At 77.0% G+C, this 2,103-nt stretch carries 1 protein-coding gene and 1 pseudogene; both read left to right on the top strand.

Annotated features, from left to right (window positions below):
- Positions 1–58: 58 nt before the first annotated feature.
- Positions 59–1,039 (top strand): WD40/YVTN/BNR-like repeat-containing protein, encoded by a 981-nt coding sequence (locus ACRDTB_RS38045; RefSeq protein ID WP_431437132.1) that lies wholly within the window; start codon positions 59–61, stop codon positions 1,037–1,039.
- A 34-nt stretch (positions 1,040–1,073) separates the two neighbouring features.
- Positions 1,074–2,103 (top strand): annotated as a pseudogene (locus tag ACRDTB_RS38040) (hypothetical protein); the annotation flags it as partial.

The following is a 2,103-nucleotide window of genomic DNA, read 5'->3' as shown; positions in this document are numbered from 1 at the left end:
CCCCGCCGACCGCGCCGACCGCGCCGACCGCGCCGACCGCGCCGACCGCGCCGACCGACTGTCCTGGAAGCTCACCCCGACGGGGACCGACGCGCAGCTGCGCGGGCTGTCGGTCCTCAGCCGGCACGTCGCGTGGGCGAGCGGCGCCCGCGGCACCGTGCTGCGGACCGTGGACGGCGGCCGGAGCTGGCAACAGGTGGGCCCGCCGGACACCGAGGCCCTCGACTTCCGCGACATCGAGGCGTTCGACGCGCGCAACGCGGTGGCGCTGTCGATCGGCAACGGCGAGGACTCGCGGATCTACCGGACCACCGACGGCGGTGCCACGTGGACCGAGACCTTCCGCAACACCGAGCCGGCCGCGTTCTACAACTGCGTGGCCTTCTTCGACAAGCGCCACGGCCTCGTCGCCGGCGACCCGGTCGAGGGCGAGTTCCGCATCCTGTCCACATCGGACGGTGGCCGGTCGTGGCAGCGCGTGCCGGGCGACGGGATCCCGCCGGCGCTCGACGGCGAGTTCCAGTTCTCGGCCAGCGGGCAGTGCATCACGGTGGCCGGCAAGCGTGACGCGTGGATCGCGACCGGAGGCTCGACCGTCGCGCGCGTGCTGCACTCCGCCGACCGCGGCCGCACCTGGACCGCGAGCGAGACGCCGCTGCTGAGCAACCCGAGCGCGGGCGTGTTCGCGGTCGCGTTCCGCACCACGCGGCAGGGCGGCGCGCACGGAATAGCGATCGGCGGCGACTTCCTGAACCCGACCGGCGGCGAGGACAACCTGGCGCTGACCCGCGACGGCGGGCACACCTGGCGCGAACCGGTGAACTCGCCGGCCGGCTACCGGTCCGCGGTCGTGTACCACCCGTTCCTGCACTCGGTGCTGCTCGCCGTCGGCCCGACGGGCAGCGACCTCAGCCTCGACGCCGGCCGGCGCTGGCACCAGTTCGACGACGGCACGTTCGACTCGGTCGACTGCGGCCGGGACGGCGCGTGCTGGGCGTCCGGTGCGCAGGGCCGGGTGGCATCACTGCGAATCGGCTGATGCGGGCGGTGGTCACCGGGCACAATGCCGGCCCGTGACCACCGCACGACGGCTGCTCGCCGGCATCGACGGCCTGCCCTACGGCGCCCGGCAGCGCGAGCTCGCCACGACCGCCCGGACGCTGCCGCCGCCCAAGCTGACCGGCCTGCTCGACGAGCTGTACGCCGAGGGCGGCTTCGCCCGGCGCATCGGGCTGCAGCTCGCGTACGTGGCCGGCGAGCGCGGGTACGCCGAGCGGTGCCTGGCCGCCGGGGAGACCGGCGTCGTGCGGCGGGCGCTCGGGGTGGCGGTGCGCCTCGGGCTGCCCGCCAGCGTGCTGACCGCACGGCTGCCGGAGCTGCCGTCCGCGTTGCGCGCCACCCTGTACCAGGACGTGCGCAGGCGCCGGGCCACCGGACTCGCGGAGGCGCTGCTGCCGGCGGTCCGCGAGCGGTTCGGCGACGTGGAGGCGGCGGTCCTGCTGCCCGCGTGCTCGCCGGCGACCGTGGCCGCCGCGCTGCCCGAGCTCGGGTACGCCGTCACCGGCTGGCGGATGGTCGGCCACCGCCACCCGGCGGTCTTCCTCGACCACCTCGACGCCGAGCTGTCGGCGACCCCGAGGTCGGGCTGGGCCCAGGTGCTGGAGACGCTCGGCACCGGGCTCGCGGCCGCCGCGCTGAGCGAGCCGGGCCGGGTGCTGGCGGTGCTCGAGCGGGCGGCCCCGCACGCGTCGGTGCCGTTCGGGCTGGCTCGCACGATCGGGCTGCTCGCCCGGCACGACCCCGCCCGGCTGCTCCGCGTGCTGCTCGACCCGCACCGTCCCGGCGGCGTGCCGGGCGGGCGCACGCTGTGGCGGGCGCTGCTCGGCGCGAGCGACGACGAGCTCGTGGCGTTCGGGCGGGCGCTCGGCGCGCACCGGCTGGTGCGCTTCCTGCGGGTGGTGCCGCCGTCCCGGCGCGCCGGGGTCTACGCGGGCGTGGTGGGCCGCCGCGACCTGACGCTGTCCGAAGTGCCGATCGCCGCGCTGGACGAGCTGCCGGCCGCGGCCCGCGCGGCGGAGGCCGAGCGGCTGCTCACCCTGCGCC

It is taken from the genome of Actinophytocola sp., assembly GCF_050699935.1.
Lineage (GTDB): Bacteria > Actinomycetota > Actinomycetes > Mycobacteriales > Pseudonocardiaceae > Actinophytocola.
The sequence above is the reverse complement of the archived record's forward strand: the minus strand, read 5'-3'. Positions and strand labels throughout refer to the sequence as shown.